This window comes from Alistipes sp., assembly GCF_020026455.1.
Lineage (GTDB): Bacteria > Bacteroidota > Bacteroidia > Bacteroidales > Rikenellaceae > Alistipes.
The window spans coordinates 44,609-62,045 of the sequence record NZ_JAHHQJ010000012.1 but is presented as its reverse complement, the minus strand read 5'-3'; the positions used below and the strand labels follow the sequence as shown (position 1 = coordinate 62,045).

Here is a 17,437-nt window from a genome sequence, read left to right as displayed (position 1 = left end):
CAAGCCATGAAACTATCAAAATATGGATATCTGTTACCCACGGTTCTGCTGGGTATGACCCTGTCGTTGGGTTCGTGTATAAACGATCTGGATACCTTACCCCTGGACAAGAGCGAACTGGTCCCCGAGGTCGTGTTCGGTTCCGATTTGGAGGCCTACCAGCAGAGTCTGGCCAAAATCTACGCCGGAATGGTCATCGGCGGCAATGCCGGCGGTGACGCCGACCAGGATGTCGTAGGCATCGACGGAGGTTCGCAATCCTCGTTCCTCCGCGTACTATGGAACATGCAGGAGCTGGCTTCCGATATCGCCCACTGCTGCTGGAGCGACCCCGGCATCCCCGACTTCAACCACATCGCATGGGGTCCGTCGAGCCCCTGGGTAAAGGGTTCCTACTTCCGGCTCTTCTACCAGATCAATGTCGCCAACGCCTTCCTCCGGGAGACGACCCCCGCCAAATTGCAGAGCCGCGGCTGCTCGCAGGAGGTCATCAACACCGTCAACGTCTTCCGTGCCGAAGCGCGTTTCCTGCGTGCCCTCACCTATCTGTATGCGCTGGATCTCTACCGCAACGTTCCCTTTGTCGACGAGAACAGCCCCATCGGAAGCGTGCGTCCGTCCCAGATCATGAAGGACCAGCTCTTCGTCTACATCGAACAGGAGCTGAAAGGCTGCGAGGAGCAGCTCTCGGAGGCCTCCGTGGGCTTCAACGACAATTACGGCCATGCCAACAAGGCCGCAGCCTGGGCCGCCCTCACCCGTCTGTACCTCAATGCCGAGACCTATATCGGCCAGAAGAAGTACGGCGAATGCATCGAGTACTGTAAGAAGATTATCGCCGCCGGATACGCTCTGGAGCCCGTCTACGGCGACATGTTCAAGGCCGACAACCACACCTCGCGCGAGATGATATTCCCGCTGCGTTACGAGGGCGAGGCCACCATGACCTGGGGCGGCATGACCGCCATTCTCTGCTGGGGCTCCTCGGCATTCCAGGAGGAGACCAACGCCAAGGGCGCATGGATGGGCGTGCGGGCCAAATCCTCGCTCTACAACATCTTCAAAAAGGAGCGAGAGGTCACCAAGGACAAGCGCTTTGCCATGCTGCGCACCGAAGCCACCACCAACATCGAGATCGTGAAGGAGGCCGAATTCAACAACAACGGCATTCCGGTGACCAAGTTCTACAACATCAACAAGGACGGGTCGAAGCCCCTGTCGAACGAGGCCTATATCGACTTCCCGCTGTTCCGTCTGGGTGAAATCTACCTGAACTTCGCCGAGGCCGTTCTGCGCGGCGGCCAGGGCGCGTCAAAGAGCGAGGCGCTGGATTATATCAACAAACTCCGCAAACGCGCCTACGGCGACGACGCCAGTGCCGCAATTACGGAGAGCGATCTGACCCTCGACTTCCTGCTGGACGAGCGTGCCCGCGAGCTGTTCTACGAGGCACAGCGCCGCACCGACCTGGTCCGCTTCGGCAAGTACACCTCCTCGGAGTATGTATGGCCCTGGAAAGGCGGTGTTGCGGAAGGCCGCGGTGTGGAGTCCTTCTACGCCATATATCCGCTTCCGTCGGACGATATCGGCTCCAACCAGAACCTGCAGCAGAACGAAGGCTATTAATCACATAAAACCGAAAAGACGATGAAACTGAAACATTTATTAATGGCGGGTTTGATGGTCTTCACCTTCACAGCCTGCGAGGATGACCCCTCGCCGATCATGGAGGTTCGGCAGCTGGCCACCTTGAACGAACTCCCGACAAGCGATATTGCCATCACCAGGGAGAATATCTCGGAGGATTTCCCCGCCATATCGTGGAGTCCGGCCGACTACGGCGTCTCGGCCGTCATCCACTACGACGTCACGCTGACCAACACAACCAACGGCGCATCCAAGCAGGTGGCCCATACCGACAAGAACACCACCTCACTCCAGATGACCAACAGCGAGATGCTCAGCCATCTGGCCGACCTGGGGGCAAAGCCCGGTGTGACCAACAAGTTCGAGGTGTCGCTGAAATCGAGCGTCTATGAATCCGCGGCCGACAATGCCACCAACACCGTGTCGTTCAACGCCTCTATTTACGACGCCAACATCGGCCAGTACACCCAGCCGACCCTCTATGTTGCGGCAGGTTATCCCGACTGGGATTTCCGCAAGGCCTACCTGCTCGGTGACATGGCCAGCAACGGAAGTTACGAAGGCTATGCCTACTTTGAGCAGGGAGGTTCGTTCGCCCTGTTGAAGAGTTCGGACCTGAGTCCCCTGGCCGAAGGTCAGAACGTACCCGACAAGGGTTTCTACAAAATCGCCATTTCGGCCGACGGTCATGTGACCGTCAGCGGGAATCTGGTGTGGGGACTCATCGGCGATGCGACGTCGGGCGCCTGGGACAAGAGCACGGATATGGAATACGACCCCGAGACCCGTCTGTGGAGCGTCATCACCTCGCTGAAGCAGGGCGAGTTCAAGTTCCGCGCCAACAACGGATGGGATTTCAACTACGGAGCCGAAAAGGGACAGAACGAAGTGGGCGGAGAGACCGTCACCGGCAAGCTGAAGCACGCCGGAGAGAACTTCAAGCTGAAGGAGACCTCGCCCTACATCATGACGCTGAACCTTACGGCCGCCGGCGACTACTCCTTCTCCATGGAAAAAACCGACATCGTGCAGTCCAGTGCCTTCCTGACCATGCCCGGCAGCTATCAGGACTGGAATCCCAAAGCGGAGAACTGCTTCAAGGTAACCTCTCCGGCCCGTGACTTCAAGTTCGCAGGCACGCACCAATTGCCCGCCAACACGGAGTTCAAGTTCTGCGACGAGGAGGTGATGTACGGCTGCATCGGCGGCATCAACTGGAACGAGACGAAGACCTCGGGCTCCTTCAAAATCGGCGAGGGAGAGAACATCCGGCTCGAGGATGCGGGATATTACCGCTTCTTTGTCGACCAGACAGCCATGACGGCGACCGTGGACAAGACCGGCTGGGAGATTATCGGCGATGCCACTCCCGGCGGTTGGGACAAGGGACAGCTGATGACCCACAACCCCGCAGACAACAGTTGGAGCATTGTCGTTGAGATGAAAGAGGGCAGCTTCAAATTCCGCTGGGATGCGGCATGGGCCGTGAACCTGGGCGGCGATTTGGGGGCCCTGACACAGGACGGCGACAACATTCCCATCTCAGCCGGCAAGTATAAGATCGTCCTCTACCCCGACGAGTCGAGGGCTACGACTTCCGCAGAGTAAGCCGCTCCGTACTGCTGAAAAGAACCGAGACCGTAATCCTGGGATTACGGTCTCGGTTCTTTTCAGCAGGCTCCGGCAGGCTACCGCTCCTCCAGCCAGGTCATAAAGTCATTGGTCCGCGAACGGCTGACGAAGATCTCGAAACCCGGGTCGGGCTGAAGCTCCAGTTTCAGCCGGTTGCTCGCATGGCGCACAATGTCCTTGATGGCATTCTCGGAAACGATACAGTGGCGGGAGATCCGGAAAAACTCTCCGGGGTCGATCATCTCGCAAATCTCGTCCAGGGAGTTGTCCAGGACATATTGGCGGTTGTCCAGCGTGGAAAGGCAGGTGGATTTGTCCTCGGTGTAGAAATAGGCGATCTGCTCGGTATGGATGACCACGATATGGGTGCCGAACTTGGCGATAAACCGCTTCTTGTAGAGCGGCTCGCGGCCCAGAATCGCATCCTTCAGCGTCTCCAGATCGACAGGCGTGATCGGAGTGCCGCCATCCAGCGACTTGCGGCACTTATCCACGGCAATCTTCAGCTCGTCATAATCCACAGGCTTGAGCAGGTAGTCCATGGAGTTGACCCGGAAGGCCTTGACGGCATAGGTATCATAGGCCGTGGTGATAATCACCTTGGCCGACAGCGACACCTGAGAAAAGATATCGAAACACATCCCGTCCGACAGCTCCACGTCCATGAAGATGATATCCACCTCCGCGGCATGCTCCCGCAGCCACTCGACCGTTCCGTGCACCGAATTCTGGAGGCCTAAGATTTTAAGGTCTCCGAAATTCTTCTCTATGGCTTTCTGCAGATTGACCTGTGCGGGGATCTCGTCTTCGACGATCAATACGTTGTAAATTTTCATAACAGAGGGAGTTTTACGATGAACTCGGTTTCGGTTTGCAGAACTTCGATCTCCTTTTCGGAGATGTCCAGATATTGCTGGCGGATATTCTTCAGGCCCATTCCGTTGCAGGCCTGCTGGCTGATGCGGGGCTGGAGGTTGTTGCTGACCACCAGCCAGTCCTCCTCCACACGCACCTCGACAGTCAGCGGATGCTCGGGACTGACCACATTGTGCTTGGTGGCATTCTCGATCAGCAGCTGGAGGCAGCACGGCACCACATGACCATGCAAGGCCTCGCGAAGAACCGAGAACTTCACCGTAAAGCCGGTGGTGAACCTCTCCCGCAAAAGGTCGATGTATTTCTTTGCGAAATCCATCTCCTCCTGCAGGGGAACGACGATCTTATCCTCGTTCTGCAACATGTAGCGATAGGTTCCCGCCAGCTTGCGGATGAAGCTGCTGGCCCGCTCCGTCTCCCCCTCCTGCACCAGGAAATCGAGGATATTGAGCGAGTTGAAGAGAAAATGCGGATTGATCTGCAACTTCAACCGGTTGTACTGGTACTGAGCCATGCGCCGCTCGCCCCGCTCGCTGCGCAGCGCTGCCCTGGAGGTCGTAATATAGGCGGCCAGCTTGAACATCGTGATAATGACGATATTGAAGAGCAGGATCACCGCATAGAGCTTCAGGAAGGAGAAGGCCTCGAAAGCGGCGTTGTTGCCCGTCGGGATGTTGTAATAGGCCATGAGGGTGACAACGACCGAAAAGAGAAGCGCGAAAAGCATCGTTACGACACTCTTCACCACGGAGCTCCTGAACAGGCGCGAACAGAGGTTGACAAAGATGATGTCGCCGCACAGGAGGAGCATCACGGCAAACACATTGCTGAACGAACGCTGGATTTCGACATGAATCCCCTCGCTGGCAAAATAGGAGTTGCTGAACAGCAACGTATAGCTGATTCGCAACAGGAGGATGGCGGTGGCGAAGAGCAGCACCTGGAACACGGAGGGCGACCATCTGAACTGATTGTTCGAGGCCAGATTACGCATGCTCCCGAATCCATAGACGGCCCATCCGATCAGTTCCGTGACGATTATCGTGGTGATGGCAGCGGCGAGCGTCTCCTGAGGCACCAGAAGGCTGACCAGCCGCGCTCCGTAGTTGCCCAACAGGTAGCCGAAAAAGCATCCGGCCATGGTGAGCGTGGCGATAATCTCGCTTTGGAGCCTTCGTCTCAGGGAGAGGATGACGATCAGCGCAACGGTGAGGATGGTCAGGGGCACATCGTCTATATAGTTCACACACTGGCTGACGATCACCACCAGGGCATGGGCGAGGGCGAAAAGGTGAATAATGGCGGCAGGCGATATCGAAAACAGACGCATACGCAACAAATCTTAAGTTTCAAAGATGTGAAAAAAAAGGCATTTTTCCAAATTTTTCGTCACCGCCCCGAGGCGCTCCCCCGCGGCCGCGACACTCAACGGAAACTATCGCCCGTTCATCCCCCGAATATGACCGTTCGGCAAGGTCGGAGCCGGTTATTTTGCCTGTCCATATTTTTTTGATTTTCTTTGCAATACACCTGAACGACACTAAACCAAACGAATCCTGATCCATGAAAAAACCCAAACTATCCTTCTGGCAGATCTGGAACCTGAGTTTCGGATTCCTCGGCGTACAGATCGGCTACTCCCTGCAGAACTCCAATACCTCGACCATATTCGAATCGCTGGGCGCCGATGTCTCGCAGCTGAGCTACTTCTGGCTCGCGGCCCCCATTGCGGGTCTCATCATCCAGCCCATCGTGGGGCTCTTCTCCGACGAGACCTGGACCCGTCTCGGACGACGCATCCCCTTCATCCTCGGCGGCGCCGTCATCTCGGCCGTCGCCCTGGCCCTGATGCCCAATGCCAGCCTTCTGCTGACGCTGGCCCCGCTGGCCATGGGCGCCTGCATCCTGCTGTTCATGGACCTCTCCTTCAATGTCACCATGCAACCCTTCCGCGCCCTCGTGGCCGACATGCTGGACGACTCGCAGAAGACCAAGGGCTATGTCGTGCAGACCTTTCTGATCAACCTCGGAGCCGTGGCGGGCGCCGTTCTGCCGCTGATTCTGACCCGATTCGGAGTCTCGGAAGAGGCCGTGCCCGGCCAGGTGTCGGAACACATCGCCTGGTCGTACTACATCGGCGGCGCCATCCTCCTGCTCACGGTGCTGGTCACGACATTCCGCACCAGAGAGTATCCGCCCGAGGAGTTCGCCCGCTACAACGACGAAACCCCGGAGGAGATGCGGGAAAAAACCTCGTTCGTGGAACTGATACGCCACACCCCGAAGGTGATGTTGCAGCTGGGAGTGGTGCAATTCTTCTCGTGGGCGGCGCTCTTCCTGATGTGGACCTATCTGAAATCGGCCATTACGGGCGTGGCCGTCAACCACCAAACCGGTGAGCTGTTGAGCGAAGGCGAGGTGCAGACCTGGGTCGGGGTCCTCAACGGCATCTATCCCATTCCGGCCTGCATCGCCTCCTTTTTCCTGACGGGAGTAGCCTCGAGGTGGGGCAACAAACCGGTATATGCCCTCTGCCTGCTGTCCGGCGCCGCCGGATTCGCCGGGCTGTGCTTCACCAGCGACCAATATGCCCTCATGCTCCCGATGGTCGGCATCGGCATCGCCTGGGCCGGGATCCTGGCCATGCCCTACTCGATTCTGTCGCGCGCCGTGGAGGCCCGCAGGATGGGCGTTTACATGGGGATATTCAACTTCACCATCACCATCCCCCAGATCATCGTCGGACTGACCGGTGGAGTGATCGTCGAGCATCTTTTCGGCTCCTCGGCTTCGGCCATGATCGGACTGGCCGCAGCGTTCATGTTTTTGGCCGCAATATCGGTTCTATTTGTTCGTGATCGATAAAAATTACATCTTTACATCCTCTAACAAAACAAACGACATGCAGGGAGCAGGCCCACGGCATCCGTTCCGGCGCCTTCCCCTGCCAAAAACCGAATGACGGATTATGATTTCCTGCTGTATATTCGATTTGGACGGTGTCATTGTGGATACCGCCAAATACCACTACCTGGCCTGGGTGGAACTGGCCCGAAAACTCGGATTTGAATTTACGCCCGAACAGGGCGAGCTCACCAAGGGTGTGAGCCGCATGGCTTCGCTCGACATCGTCCTGCGCGCCGGAGGCATGGAGGACCGCTTTTCCGAAGAGGAGAAACTGCGCATGGCCGCCGAAAAGAACGAATGCTACCTGCGTTTCATCTCCCGGATGACGGCCGACGAGGTTCTTCCCGGAGTGGACCGGTTCCTCAAGGAGCTGCGCGACAAAGGCATCAAGGTGGTATTGGGCTCGGCATCGAAAAACGCCCGGGTCATTCTGGACCGCTGCCGCCTCACCCCGCAGTTTGACCGGATTGTGGACGGGACGCTGGTCTCGAAAGCCAAGCCCGACCCGGAGGTCTTCGCCAAAGGAGCCGAACTCGTCGGCATCGCTCCCCGGGCCTGTGTGGTCTTCGAGGATGCCGCGGCGGGCATCGAGGCGGCGACACGCGCCGGGATGCGCTCGGTGGGCGTCGGCGGCAGTCCCCTGCTGGACAAGGCCACCCTGCAATTGAAGTCATTCGAAGGATTCACCTTCGAACAGCTGCTCCGGCATATCGACCGATAAGTAAAAACCGTTAAAACAAAACCCCATATGAATGAATTTTTGAAGGTAAATCCCTGGCTTCTCGTGGAAGAGGGATTTGCACCCGAACGTATAAAGTCTTCCGAATCGCTTTTTGCCCTGGGCAACGGCGTCATGGGCGGAAGAGCTAACTTCGAAGAGAAATACTCCGGAGAATCGCTCCAGGGAAACTACATCGGAGGCGTCTACTATCCGGACAAGACCCGCGTGGGATGGTGGAAAAACGGATATCCCGAATACTTTGCCAAGGTGCTCAACTCGGCCTTCTGGATCGGGGTCGACATCCGGATCAACGGCGAGGAGCTGGATCTGGCCCAAACCGAAGTGCTGGATTTCCATCGCGAGATGGACATGCGCCGTTCGGTGCTGACCCGCAGGATGCGTGTCCGCATGCACAACGACACGGAGGTGGAAATCGAAGCCGTCAGATTCATCTCGCTGGACCGCCGCGAACTGGGAGTTGTCCGTTACAGCGTCATGCCGCTGAACCGCGATGCGCAGGTCACCTTCGCCCCCTATATCGATGCCGACGTCCGCAACACCGACGCCAACTACGACGAGAAGTTCTGGGAGGAGGTCCGCACGGAATCCGACGCCGTACAGAGCCGCACCAAAAAGAGCGGCTTCGAAGTCGCATGGGCGCAGGCCGTCACGCTGGAGGGTGCCGAATTCCAGGTTGAGACCCGTCCCGAAAGAGTCTGCCACACGGCCACGGTAAATTGCCGTCAGGGCGAGAAGAAGACGCTCTTCAAATACGTGGGCATCAGCTCGTCGATGAACCATCCCGGGGAGGAGTTGCTGGCAACGGCCCGCAAGGTGGCCCACGAGGCGCAGGAGACGGGATTCGACGCCCTGCTGGAGCGTCACGAAGCCGCCTGGGCTGCACGCTGGCACAGTTGCGACGTGACGATCGAGGGGGACGACGAAGCGCAACAAGGCATCCGATTCTGCATCTTCATGCTGCTGCAGACCTACACCGGCGTCGATACCCGGCTCAACATCGGCCCCAAGGGATTCACCGGCGAGAAATACGGCGGCGTCACCTATTGGGACACCGAGGCCTATTGCTTGTCGTTCTACATGGCCACGGCCGGGCAGGAGGTCGCCCGCGAACTCCTGAAATACCGCTACAACCAGCTGGACAAGGCGATCGAAAACGCTGGGAAGCTCGGGTTCGGGGAGGGTGCCGCCCTCTACCCCATGGTGACCATCAACGGCGAGGAGTGCCACAACGAATGGGAGATAACCTTCGAGGAGATCCACCGGAACGGGGCCATCGCCCACGCCATCGCAGAGTACATCCGCTACACGGGCGACAAGGCCTATCTGGCGCAATACGGTCTAGAGGTGCTGATCGCCATAGCGCGCTTTTGGGCACAGCGGATCACCTGGTCCGCGGCCAGAAAACAGTATGTCTTGCTCGGCGTGACCGGTCCCAACGAGTATGAGAACAATGTCAACAACAACTGGTACACCTCCTACATCGCCTGCTGGTGCCTGCGCTATGCCGCCGAGGCGGCCGAATGGGTCAGGCGGAACTACCCCGAAGAGTATCGGCGCATCGTGGAGAAGCGCAACTTCGACGCGGCGGCCGAGTGCGGGAAATGGAGCGAAATCAATGCGAAGATGTATCTGGGCGAGGACCGCGAGCTGGGGATCTTCCTCCAGCAGGACAACTACCTCGACAAGGAGCAGATGACGGCCGAGCAGCTCGATCCCGCGGAGCGTCCCATCAACCAGAAGTGGTCCTGGGACCGCATCCTGCGCTCCTGCTTCATCAAACAGGCCGACGTATTGCAGGGGATCTACTTCTTCCAGGAGGATTTCGATGTGGAGACCATTCGCCGCAACTTCCATTTCTACGAGCCCCGCACCGTGCACGAATCCTCCCTCTCGCCCTGCGTACACGCCATTCTGGCCACGAAAATCGGAGACATGGACAAGGCCTACGAGATGTATCTGCGCACCTCGCGTCTGGACCTCGACGACTACAACCGCGAAGTGGAAGAGGGCTGTCATGTCACCTCCATGGCCGGTTCGTGGAAATCAGTCATCGAAGGATTCGGCGGCATGAGCATGGAGGACGACACCCTCGCCTTCACGCCCCGTCTGCCCTGGGCCTGGAGGGCGCTGACCTTCAGAATCAACTATCGGGGACGCATCCTCTCGGTGAAAGTCACCCACGATGCGGTGCTCGTCGAGAACGAAGGCTCCCCCGTCACGATAAAACTCTGCGGAGAGACGCTGCTGCTGGACAAACAGGCAACGCGCTCCTTATGACCAACCCCGGGAAACCAAACTTCGAACAAAATGAACCTTCTTCAAAAAATCCATACCAGGATGGCCCTGTTGCTGGTGCTGTCGGTCCTGCTGTCGGCAGCGGCCTGCTCCGACGACGACCCGTTGGCCGACGGCGGAAAGGATCCGAACGGCCCGACGAGCGACATCGTGGACAAGGTGTCCCAATACGAGGCCCGCAAATTCGACGGGCAGAAACGCGGCGACGTATTCTATGAAATCTACGTCCGGTCGTTCGCCGATTCCGACGGCGACGGCATCGGCGACCTGAGAGGCGTCACCTCAAAGCTCGACTATCTAGACGATTTGGGTGTGGCGGGAATCTGGCTGATGCCGATCTACGCCACAGGCTCCGAACACGGATACGACGTCGTCGACTACCGGGAGGTGTGCCGCGACTACGGCAGCATGGAGGATATGGAGCAGCTGATAGACGAGGCGCACAAGCGCAAAATCAGAGTCATCCTCGATTTCGTGCCCAACCACACCTCCCTGCGCTGTCAGTGGTTCAGGGAGGCCTGCCTCTCCACCGACAACCCCTATCGCGGATTCTACCACTTCTCCACCACGAAGTACGACCGCTGGTACCCCGTCACCAAGGGCACCACCTCCTACTTCTACCAGGGCGAATTCGACCGCAGCATGCCCGACCTGAACTACGGACCTGCCGCAACCTGCGCATCCAGCCCCACCTTTAAGGCCATGACCGATGCGGCGAAATTCTGGATCGACAAGGGGGTCGACGGATTCCGGCTCGATGCCGTAAAGCACATCTACAACAACTCCACCTCCGACGAGAACCCGACCTTCCTGAACAGGTTCTACACCGAGATCAACCGCTATTTCCAGGGCCGCTCCGCCCTGGGATTCAAGGAGGTCTACATGGTCGGAGAGTGCTGGATGCAGACGGAGCAGGTCGCCCCCTACTACAAAGGCCTGCCGGCGCTGTTCGATTTCGACTTCTGGGACAAATACCTGCTCTACGCCATCCAGAACTCCCACGCCAAATGGTTCCCCAAGGACATGATAGACACCGAAAGGGCCTTTGCAGCATACCGCACCGACTTCATTCAGGCCTCCAAGCTCTCCAACCACGACCAGAACCGCACCCGCTCGGCCATCGGCGGTTCGGAAGCCCTCTCCCTCCAGAAGGCCAAAATCGCCGCGGCCGTGCTGCTGACCGCAAGCGGCTCGCCCTACATCTATTACGGCGAGGAAATCGGCATGCTGGGCGACAAGGCCCGGAGCGACAACGGAAACACCGGAGACCGCAATGTCCGCACTCCGATGCTGTGGGCCCCGTCGGCAAACGACCCCGTACGTCCGACATGGATCAAATCGGTGATCAACAACGACACCTCGGTCGGCAGCGTGAAGAGTCAGGCCGACAACGAAAAATCGATCTACAACGTATATCGCAAATTCCTGCGCCTGAGAAACACCTATCCCGCACTGGCCCAAGGCGACATCACCCTGCCGGAGGATTTCGATGTGGCCGACGCGAAGAACAAGCAGGTGATGGCCTTCTGCCGCAGGTCGGGCGAGGAACGGCTCCTGGTCATCCACAACGTCGCCGACCACCCCTCGACCTACACCATCAACCACGCCATCAAACAGCCGATTGCCGACATGAACCGCGTCACGGTGAAGCGCATCGACGACATGCGGCATGAGGTGGAACTGCCGGCCTACTCCTCCATCATCATCGAATTGTAATACCGACCGACAAAAAGATCCCAACCATGAACCTGTTACACCGCATGACACGAGCGGCCTCATTATGCGCCGCACTCCTCTTCACGGCCTGCTACACCGCCCCCGGGCCGCAATCGGCACATTCCCAATGGAGCTACCGGTCCGTAGTCTATGAGATGAACGTCCGCCAGCAGAGCCGCGAAGGCAACTTTGCCGCCGCCGAAAAACGGCTGCCCTTTCTCAAGGAGCTGGGGGTTGACATCATCTGGCTGATGCCCATACACCCCATCGGCGTCAAGGAACGAAAGGGAACATTGGGCTCCTATTACGCCATCCGCGACTATCGCGCCATCAATCCCGAATTCGGCACCATGGAGGACTTCGAACGGTTTCTGAAGAGCGCCCACAAGCTGAATCTCAAGGTGATAATGGACTGTGTGGCCAACCACACGTCGCCCGATGCGGCGTGGGTGACCGAGAAGCCCGCCGAATGGTATCACCGCGACTCCACCGGAAAACCGATCGTACAATACGACTGGACCGACATCTCAAAACTGAATTACGACTGCAGGGAGGTGCGCGAGGCGATGATCGACCAACTGGAGTTCTGGACCGCAAAAGGGGTGGACGGATTCCGCTGCGATGCCGCCGCCGAGATGCCCGACGAATTCTGGCAGGAGGCCATCCGTGCCATCAAGGCGCTGAATCCCGAAGCCTACATGCTGGCCGAGGGCGAGGGCACCCACTTCCATCGGGACGGATTCGACGCCACCTATGCCTGGGAGCTGCACCATCTGATGAACGACATTGCCCAGGGCGAAAAAACGGTCGACTCCCTGCGGACGCTGCTCGCAAAATCCGCCGGGGAATATCCCGAAACGGCATTCCGCCTGATGTTCACCTCCAACCATGACGAGAACTCGTGGGCCGGGACCGAATTCGAACGGATGGGCGATGCCGCAGCGTGCATGGCCTCACTGACCTATCTCCTGCCGCAGGGGCAGCCCCTGATCTATACGGGGCAGGAGGTGGGATTCAACCGTCGTCTGCAATTCTTCGAGAAGGATTCGATCGACGACTGGACGCCCAATCACTGGACCGAATTCTATCGGAAGCTCAACGACCTGAGGCACCGTCACCCGGCACTTCAGGCCGGGGAGGCCGGCGGCAAAATGGTGGAGATCGCCAACAACAACCCCTCCCGTCTGCTCTCCTTCGTCCGCGAGGCCGAAGGGCGCCGGGTCATGGTCCTGATGAACCTCTCGCCGGAGATTGTCGAGGCCCGTTTCGAGACCCGGGCCCATGCCGGAGAATATACCGACGCCCTGAACGGCGGAAAAGAACGTATCGGCGGGCAGCTGCTAAAGGAGATGCTCCCCTGGCACTATCAAATCCTCTACTTTTAACCATATGAAAATACACCATTATCTGACAGGGCTTATGATGCTGACCCTATGTTCCTGTTCCTCACAGGCCTCCTTCCAACCCGACGCCATCGCCGACGCGGGAGAGCGCATCCAACACGTGGAGCCGCTCTCCTGGTGGGTAGGCATGCAGACGCCGCTGCAACTGCTGATACACGGAGACGACATCGCCGCCTGTCAAGTCGGCATAGAGGGGCTGGACGGCGTGGAAATCACGCAGGTGCACACCGCGCAAAGCCCCAATTACCTGTTTGTCGATGTGCGAATCGCCGAGAATGCCCGGGCCGGAACGTGTTATCTGGTATTCTCGCGCGGCGAAGAGCGCTTCAAGGTGAAATACGAGCTGGAAGAGCGTCGGCCCGGCTCCCGCAACCGGGAGAGTTTCACCACCTCGGATGCCATCTATCTGCTCATGCCCGACCGCTTCGCCAACGGAGACCCCGCAACGGATTCGACGCCCGACACCGTCGAGAAGGTGGCCCGCGACGAATTTTTCGGCCGGCACGGCGGTGACATCCAAGGCATGATCGATCATCTGGACTACATCGCCTCAACGGGATTCACGGCCGTGTGGGCCACTCCCCTGCTCCTCGACAACGAGCCCCAGGGCTCCTATCACGGATACGCCTGCGCCGACTACTACCGCATCGACCCGCGCTTCGGCTCCAACGAACTCTACCGCGAGTATGTCCGCAAGGCACACGAAAAAGGGCTCAAGGTGATTATGGATGTCGTGCCCAACCATTGCGGCAGCGCCCACTGGTGGATGAAGGACCTTCCGTTTGGGGACTGGATACATCGGTTCGAGACCTACACCGGCTCCAACCACATCTTTTCCACCAACATGGACCCCAATGCCTCGGCATACGACCGGAACATCCACGAAAGCGGCTGGTTCGACTACTCCATGCCCGACATGAATCTCGACAATCCGTTCCTGCTCAAATACTTCCAGCAATGGATCGTCTGGTGGATCGAATACGCCGACCTGGACGGACTGCGGGTCGACACCTACCCCTACAACGAAAAAGAGCCCATGAGCCGCTGGTGCCAGTCCGTCATTAGGGAGTATCCCGCCATGAATATCGTGGGGGAATGCTGGACGACGGATGTCCCCCAGCTGGCCTACTGGCAGGGCGGAAACCCCAACAGGGACGGCTTCGACTCCCACCTGCCCTCCATCATGGACTTCCCGCTGATGGAGGCCATGCGCCACGGCATACCGAGCGACTCGCTGCGCTGGGACGAGGGCATGATCAAGGTCTACAAGGCGCTCTCGGATGATTTTGTCTATCACGACCTCTCGCGCATGATGATCTTTGCCGGCAACCACGACACGGAACGCATCGCCGACGAGCTGAAGGGCAATCCGGGCCGAATGAAGATTGCCATGACCCTGATTGGCACATTGCGGGGTATTCCCCAGATTTTCGCCGGCGACGAACTGATGTTCCACTCCAAGGACCAGTCGCAGGGCCACGGAGGGCTGCGGGTGGACTTCCCCGGCGGCTGGGAGGGCGACCCAGTGAATCTCTTCGACCCCGAACAGCACAGCGGCGACGCTGCCAAACTCTACCGGCACACCCGCCATCTGTTGAACTGGCGACGGAACCAACCGGTCATCCACAACGGCAAGACCCTCCATTTCGCCTCCAGAGACAATACCTATGCCTACTTCCGCTACGACGACCGGAAGGCCGTATTCGTCTTCATCAACAACTCCCGCGGCAGGAAGTCCATACCCTGGTCGCATTATGCGGAGATCACCGCGACACTTTCCGACGGCAGAAACGTGATGACCGGCGAAAGCTGCGAACTATCGGATACGACAAGCGTCCATGCCCGCGACGTGCTGATCGTCGAATTTGCGAGGAAGGGGCGCAACGATTAACTAATCGGATCCTCTTGCGGATCAATCGGAATGGCGGATAGTTTGTCTATCCGCCATTTTCCGTTTTCCAGAGCCTCCGGGCTGCAGGGGTGCAGGAGAGTCGGGGCACAGCGACGCAGAACGGTCGGGGCGCAGGCGGCTGTCGAAGCGCAGCGGCCGTCGGGACGCAGGCGGGGAAAATGCGGGGAGCATCCCGACAAAAAAAGAAGCCAAGCATTGAACAATCAATTGCTTGGCTTTTTCCATGGTACCCGGAGCCGGGGTCGAACCGGCACGACATTGCTGTCATTGGTGTTTGAGACCAACGCGTCTACCGATTCCGCCATCCGGGCCTTTCCGCGAACATTCCGCGGCAAATCGGTTGCGCAAAGATAGGCGATTTTCGTAACTTTTCAAAAAATACGGCTATTTTTCGAAAAAGAGTCTGATTTTTTTCGCCTTCGCCGCTCCGACCAGCGCCGAAAGTTCCTCGATATTGGCCGCACGGACCTTTTCCACCGTGCGGAAATGGCGCAACAGGGTCTGTATCGTCTTGTCCCCGACCCCTTCGATCTGCTCCAGTTCACTGTGGATAAACGCCTTGCTGCGCTTCTGACGGTGGAAGGAAATGGCGAAACGGTGCACCTCCTCCTGGATGTGCGACAGAAAGTGGAACAGGGGCGAAGTCGGCCGGATGCCCACCAGCACGGGCGGAAAGCCGTAGAGCAGTTCGGCCGTGCGGTGGCGGTCGTCCTTGGCCAGTCCGGCGACGGGAATCTCCAGCCCCAGATGCTCCAGCACCTCGTGAATGACGCCCATCTGCCCCTTTCCGCCGTCGGCGATAATGAGGTCGGGCATTTCGGCTCCTTCGGCCATCAGCCGCGTATAACGCCGAAAGACCACCTCCCGCATCGAGGCATAGTCGTCGGCCCCCGTCACGGTCTTGATGTTGAAATGGCGGTACTCCTTGCGGGAGGGTTTTCCGTCCCGAAACACCACGCACGAAGCCACCGGATGGGCCCCCTGCAGGTTGGAGTTGTCGAAACATTCGATGTGCCGCGGCTGTCTGTCGAGGCGCAACTCCTTTTGGACGGCATTCATCAGCCGCTCGGTGTAGCGCTCGGGATTCCTGATTTCGAGGTTTTTCAACTGCTCGGCGCGGTAGATGCGGGCGCTCTTCTGCGAAAATTCCAGCAATTCGAGTTTCTCCCCGCGCTTCGGGACCGTGAAAGTCACGCCCCCGAACAGCAGTGTCGTCGAGGGCAGGAACGGCACGATCACCTCGCGGGCCAGTTCGCCCCCGGCGATATTTTCGACAATGTGCTGGATGGCCAGCGTCAGCATGTCGCGCTCGTCGCCTCCGACGCCCGTCGCCAGTTTCACGGTCTGCACGCCCACGATCGAACCGTGGCGGATGCGCACGAAGTTGCACCAGGCCACATCGTCGTCGGGCAGCAGCGAGAAAACGTCGACATCGACGATCTTCGCACTGACGATCACCGACCGCCCGGCATAGTTGTCCAGGGCATCGAGCCGCTGTTTGTAGCGCTGCGCCAGCTCGAACTTCAGCTCCCCGGCCGCACGCTGCATCTCCCCTTCAAGGTATTGGCGCACGGGCCTCAGGTCGCCCTTCAGCACCGAAACGACCATGCCGACCAGCTGCGCATACTCCTCTTCGGACTGCAGCCCGACACACGGGGCCTTGCAGTTGCCCAGGTGGTATTGCAGGCAGACCGTATATTTGTCTTTGGCGATCAACTCCGGGGCGAGGTTGAACTTGCAGGTCCGCAGGGGGATCATCTCGCGGATGAAGTCGAGCACGCTGCGCTGCATCATCACCGATCCGTAGGGGCCGAAATACTGCGATCCGTCGCGCGTCAGGATGCGCGTCGACTGCACGCGGGGAAAATGCTCGTGCCGCACGACGATCCACGGATAGGTCTTGTCGTCCTTCAGCAGGATATTGTAACGCGGCTGGAGGCTCTTGATCAGCGAGTTTTCCAGCAGCAGGGCGTCGGTCTCACTCCCCACGACGATATGGCGGATCTCGACGATCTGCCTGACCAGCACACGCACCTTCGCGCTGTGCTCCTTCGACTGCACGAAGTACGACGACACCCGTTTGCGCAGGCTCTTGGCCTTGCCCACATAGATGATCGTCCCCGAGCGGTCCACAAACTGGTAGACGCCCGGCGACAGCGGCAGCAGGGCCACCTGCTCCTTGAGATCCGGTTTTTCCGTTTCAGCCATACGCCCGGCAAATTTAGCAAATATATTGCAAATCGGAAAGTCTGTAAAAAAGTCGCATTTTTTGTTTCATACGTCGGAAAATCATATCTTTGCACACCA

At 58.6% G+C, this 17,437-nt stretch carries 11 protein-coding genes and 1 tRNA gene; 8 read left to right on the top strand and 4 right to left on the bottom strand.

Annotation, left to right across the window (positions count from 1 at the left end; translation table 11 throughout):
* The first annotated feature begins 6 nt into the window (after positions 1-6).
* Complete coding sequence (locus tag QZ460_RS07880; protein ID WP_290541030.1) at positions 7-1,626, top strand: RagB/SusD family nutrient uptake outer membrane protein; 1,620 nt, start codon at positions 7-9, stop codon at positions 1,624-1,626.
* Positions 1,627-1,647: 21 nt separating this feature from the next.
* Positions 1,648-3,255, top strand: coding sequence for a SusF/SusE family outer membrane protein (locus QZ460_RS07875; protein WP_290541029.1), 1,608 nt, complete (start codon positions 1,648-1,650; stop codon positions 3,253-3,255).
* 80 nt (positions 3,256-3,335) lie between these two features.
* On the opposite strand, the gene QZ460_RS07870 is transcribed toward QZ460_RS07875, so the two are convergent.
* Positions 3,336-4,115: a LytTR family DNA-binding domain-containing protein gene (locus QZ460_RS07870; RefSeq protein ID WP_290541028.1), complete on the bottom strand. Its 780-nt coding sequence runs from the start codon at positions 4,113-4,115 to the stop codon at positions 3,336-3,338.
* The gene (locus tag QZ460_RS07865) at positions 4,112-5,485 is read right to left on the bottom strand and encodes a sensor histidine kinase (protein ID WP_290541027.1); all 1,374 of its coding nucleotides are present in this window, start codon (positions 5,483-5,485) and stop codon (positions 4,112-4,114) included. The genes QZ460_RS07870 and QZ460_RS07865 overlap by 4 nt, the downstream gene beginning before the upstream one ends.
* Positions 5,486-5,718: 233 nt before the next feature.
* On the opposite strand from QZ460_RS07865, the gene QZ460_RS07860 reads away from it, so the two are divergent.
* The 6 genes from QZ460_RS07860 (at position 5,719) to QZ460_RS07835 (ending at position 15,109) form a co-directional block, all read left to right on the top strand.
* Positions 5,719-7,020 (top strand): MFS transporter, encoded by a 1,302-nt coding sequence (locus QZ460_RS07860; RefSeq protein ID WP_290541026.1) that lies wholly within the window; start codon positions 5,719-5,721, stop codon positions 7,018-7,020.
* A gap of 103 nt (positions 7,021-7,123) precedes the next feature.
* On the top strand, positions 7,124-7,783 hold the full coding sequence (pgmB, locus tag QZ460_RS07855) for a beta-phosphoglucomutase (RefSeq protein WP_290541025.1): 660 nt from the start codon (positions 7,124-7,126) through the stop codon (positions 7,781-7,783).
* Between the two features lie 27 nt (positions 7,784-7,810).
* Positions 7,811-10,081 carry a family 65 glycosyl hydrolase domain-containing protein gene (locus QZ460_RS07850; protein WP_290541024.1) on the top strand — a complete coding sequence of 757 codons (2,271 nt, stop codon included), beginning with the start codon at positions 7,811-7,813 and terminating at the stop codon, positions 10,079-10,081.
* A gap of 30 nt (positions 10,082-10,111) precedes the next feature.
* Positions 10,112-11,815, top strand: a complete 1,704-nt coding sequence (locus QZ460_RS07845) for an alpha-amylase family glycosyl hydrolase (protein ID WP_290541023.1) — start codon at positions 10,112-10,114, stop codon at positions 11,813-11,815.
* A gap of 155 nt (positions 11,816-11,970) precedes the next feature.
* Positions 11,971-13,200: an alpha-amylase family glycosyl hydrolase gene (locus QZ460_RS07840; protein ID WP_290541045.1), complete on the top strand. Its 1,230-nt coding sequence runs from the start codon at positions 11,971-11,973 to the stop codon at positions 13,198-13,200.
* Between the two features lie 34 nt (positions 13,201-13,234).
* A complete protein-coding gene (locus QZ460_RS07835) occupies positions 13,235-15,109 on the top strand; it encodes a glycoside hydrolase family 13 protein (RefSeq protein ID WP_290541022.1) in 1,875 nt (624 codons plus the stop codon).
* 245 nt (positions 15,110-15,354) lie between these two features.
* On the opposite strand, the gene QZ460_RS07830 is transcribed toward QZ460_RS07835, so the two are convergent.
* Together QZ460_RS07830 and uvrC are read right to left on the bottom strand one after the other, a co-directional pair.
* Positions 15,355-15,441: transfer RNA gene (locus tag QZ460_RS07830), tRNA-Leu, on the bottom strand.
* A gap of 73 nt (positions 15,442-15,514) precedes the next feature.
* Positions 15,515-17,338, bottom strand: a complete 1,824-nt coding sequence (gene uvrC, locus QZ460_RS07825; protein WP_290541021.1) for an excinuclease ABC subunit UvrC — start codon at positions 17,336-17,338, stop codon at positions 15,515-15,517.
* Positions 17,339-17,437 lie beyond the last annotated feature (99 nt).

Excerpts from the sequence above, each read along its gene's own strand:
- QZ460_RS07880 (WP_290541030.1), top strand. The coding sequence starts at position 7 with ATGAAACTATCAAAATATGGATATCTGTTACCCACGGTTCTGCTGGGT.
- QZ460_RS07875 (WP_290541029.1), top strand. The coding sequence starts at position 1,648 with ATGAAACTGAAACATTTATTAATGGCGGGTTTGATGGTCTTCACCTTC.
- QZ460_RS07870 (WP_290541028.1), bottom strand. The coding sequence starts at position 4,115 with ATGAAAATTTACAACGTATTGATCGTCGAAGACGAGATCCCCGCACAG.
- QZ460_RS07865 (WP_290541027.1), bottom strand. The coding sequence starts at position 5,485 with ATGCGTCTGTTTTCGATATCGCCTGCCGCCATTATTCACCTTTTCGCC.
- QZ460_RS07860 (WP_290541026.1), top strand. The coding sequence starts at position 5,719 with ATGAAAAAACCCAAACTATCCTTCTGGCAGATCTGGAACCTGAGTTTC.
- pgmB (WP_290541025.1), top strand. The coding sequence starts at position 7,124 with ATGATTTCCTGCTGTATATTCGATTTGGACGGTGTCATTGTGGATACC.
- QZ460_RS07850 (WP_290541024.1), top strand. The coding sequence starts at position 7,811 with ATGAATGAATTTTTGAAGGTAAATCCCTGGCTTCTCGTGGAAGAGGGA.
- QZ460_RS07845 (WP_290541023.1), top strand. The coding sequence starts at position 10,112 with ATGAACCTTCTTCAAAAAATCCATACCAGGATGGCCCTGTTGCTGGTG.
- QZ460_RS07840 (WP_290541045.1), top strand. The coding sequence starts at position 11,971 with ATGAACGTCCGCCAGCAGAGCCGCGAAGGCAACTTTGCCGCCGCCGAA.
- QZ460_RS07835 (WP_290541022.1), top strand. The coding sequence starts at position 13,235 with ATGATGCTGACCCTATGTTCCTGTTCCTCACAGGCCTCCTTCCAACCC.
- uvrC (WP_290541021.1), bottom strand. The coding sequence starts at position 17,338 with ATGGCTGAAACGGAAAAACCGGATCTCAAGGAGCAGGTGGCCCTGCTG.